The organism is Chthonomonas sp. (genome assembly GCF_035294505.1).
Lineage (GTDB): Bacteria > Armatimonadota > Chthonomonadetes > Chthonomonadales > Chthonomonadaceae > Chthonomonas.
Genome location: NZ_DATGKU010000164.1, coordinates 1 through 2,900, shown reverse-complemented (window position 1 = coordinate 2,900; position 2,900 = coordinate 1). Strand labels below are relative to the sequence as shown.

Sequence of the window (2,900 nt, the reverse complement as noted above, 5' to 3'; positions counted from 1 at the left end):
AACGCCTTGTGTCTACTATGGGGATGAGATCGGCATGGAGGGCGGTAAAGACCCCGACGACCGACGTTGCATGGAGTGGAACCCGCAAAAGTGGAACCGCACCATCCTTCAGTTTTTTAAACAGGCCATTGCCCTTCGCCGCAACACTCCCGCCCTGCGCTATGGCGACTATCGCACGATCGTCGCGGATGACAACAGCGGCTTGTTCGGATTTGAACGCACCTGGCAGCGGAGCCGTGTCCTTGTGCTGTTTAATCGCAGCGACCGAAGCCTTCAGCAAACCCTCCCTCTAAGCGAAGTGTCTCAGGGGCCACACCCCTCATCACCCGTCGCACTCCATACGCTCCTTGCCACCAATCGCGCGAGGGCCGTGTGGAATGGCAATCTCTTGCAGCTTCAGCTGGGGCCGCGTGGGGCGATTGTGCTGGAGACCCAACAAGTTCCCAAAGAGCCTTCAAGAACCGCGTTAAGCGCTAAAACTCGAAGCCGAGTTGGGCGATGAGAGAGCTGACGTGGTAGTTGTAGCTGGACAAAGAGGGATCGGAGTTGGTGGTGTTCAAGATTTGCCAACCTAACGAGAACTTCATCGGGCGTGCGATGTAGTAGTCCAGCCCAAAGCGCATGTTCAGCTGGTTGTTGCCTAGATAGCCTGCCGTAAGCGAGTCGGAGTAGTCGAAGAAGAGGCCGATTTTCGCGTTGAGCGGATAGTCCAAATGCAGCAGATAGGAAACGGTGTTGGAGCTGGTATTGGTGAGATTATTCGTGGTGTTGCCGGAGCCGGATGTGGTAGTCGTGAGGGAGGAAGCGTTCAAGAAACTTTTATTCGAAAGCAGGAGGGCGTCAAGCCGAAAGTTGAGTTTGCGAAACAGCCGTCCCGCCACATCGAGCGCGAGGGTATTGATGCTGGAGTTGCCAAGCCCACCGGTGTAACCGATATTCTGCATGTCGTAGTTGAGGTTGACTTGCAGCCCACCTCGCAGGTTCCAACCAAGTTGCAACTGCGTGTCGGTGCGATTGCTGTTGTAGAGGTAGCTTCCGATGCTGGAGGAGGTGAGAAAAGAGATGGAGGAGTGGAAACGGTCATTGGGGTTGTAGGACAGGGTGAGATGATGGGTGCTGCTGGTTCCGTTCAGGCTTGCGATGCCGTTGTAGGCCGAAAGGGTGCCCCCGGTAAGAATGCCGCTATAGTTGCCCAAGCTTCCTAGGTTGCTATTATAGCCGCCTCCCAAGTAGCTGGTGATGGGGAGACCCGTTGTAAGACCGGAACCGAGTGTGGGTGTCGTGCTGCCCCCCCCTGTGGTGATGTCGCGCATAAGGGCGTTTGCCATAAGGATGCGGGCCGGTACCAGAAGGGCCAGCAACCCGCGCGATACGGTTGTCCCCCCGGCGGTAACGCCGGTAGCCGTGCCGGAAGAAGAGCTAGAGGAGGAGCCGGTAGAGGAGGTTGTCGTTGCAGTGTTGGTGCTGCCCGTATCGGAAAGGGAGTAGCCATATTGCAGGGAGATGCCGTGGTGGAGGTTGAAGGTGGCATTGATCTGCGCATTTCGCGCCACCGAGTTGCCCACAAAGAGACCCTGGTTGCTTACCTGGCTGTTGGTAAGGCTCGTGTTTAGGTGGAACCAGCGATTGGGGTTCCAGTTGATTCCCAAGTTCTCCGAAAGCACATTGGTGCTGCTGTTAATCAACTGGTTGGTGGTGCTCTGCTGGTTTGTGGTGCTCTGCCCGCTGTTGCCGGAAGAGGTGGCGGACACAAGCGAATAGAGCGATTGCGATTGATTTGCGTTGGAAGAGACACCCAACTGAAAGCCCAATGTGCCCAGCGTGTAGTTCATTTGAAGGCTATCGGTGCGGTTAGAGCTGCTTCCACCCTGCGCGAAGAGGGTGCTCATGGTGCTGTGGCTTAGGCTTAGCGTGCCGTTTCGTGCGAAGTTATAGTTGATATTGCCGGTGAACTGGTTATAGTTATCGTTGCCGGAGGGTAGGATAGCCGAATAGCCGGGTTGATAGAGCGCAGAGGTGTAGGAAGGCTGTTTGGCAGTTTGCCAGTCGAAGTTCATGTGCAACCGGCTTGAAGGCGTATAGTCCGATGCGATCTCGATGGACTTTTCGTTCCTATTAAAGCCGGGGCTTGCGATGGCCGAGAAGGTTGAGCCGATATCGCGCACCGTGATGTCGGTATGGAGCGAGCGAAGTGGGGTTAGGCTGGCACGCAACTGTACGGCCTTTCCTTGAACGCCATGCCCGGAGAGGGTCAGGCCGGACATAGCGGTCTCCAACGTGAGACTGCCGAGGCGGCCCAGCCCCAAGCTGCCATCGAGGCCGAGCACCGTTTGGTTGCTGGGGATAGGGTTGGTATTGAGAGGAGTATATTGAATGGTGACCACTTCGCTGGTGGGCACGCCGGCTACTAGGTGAATCTGGTTGCGATAGACCGGGTCTATCGTGAAATCTACCCCCTGCACCTGCGGCACGCCGTTCACCTTAACGATGATCGGCTTGGAGGTGTCTATGGGATAGTCCAGTACGTAAGGTGAAAGCGGGGTAGGATTTCCGTAGAACTGTTGGGTGCGCTGAGCGAGGGTGGTGCCGCCGGGAGCCACTTGGGCTAGATAGGTAAAGCCGACATGGTCGCTGCCATGCGGAGTGTACTCCATGCGGAAACCATAGATAGACCCGCTACTCTGACCGTAGTCGAGCGTCTCATAGGAGACGGCAATGGTGGAGGAGCTGGGAATAATCAACCCGTTGAGAAACTGCAACTCTCCTGTATCGGTGTCGAGCGTGTAGTCCTTGCCAAGCTGCATCGGCTTGTTATCTACCCGCACCTGCACGCTGCCCTGCACGATCTGACCGGTATACACATAGTAGGGGCCGGAGGAGTTGTTGCCCTGTATCACGAG

At 56.3% G+C, this 2,900-nt stretch carries 1 protein-coding gene and 1 pseudogene; one reads left to right on the top strand and one right to left on the bottom strand.

What is annotated here, in order from left to right; translation table 11 throughout:
• Positions 1-502, top strand: a pseudogene (locus VKV18_RS09455) (hypothetical protein); the annotation flags it as partial.
• Here VKV18_RS09455 and VKV18_RS09450 read toward each other — a convergent pair.
• Positions 474-2,900 (bottom strand): hypothetical protein (locus VKV18_RS09450; protein WP_324203960.1); only part of this gene is annotated, 2,427 nt, incomplete at its 5' end. The pseudogene VKV18_RS09455 and the gene VKV18_RS09450 sit on opposite strands and share 29 nt — an antisense overlap.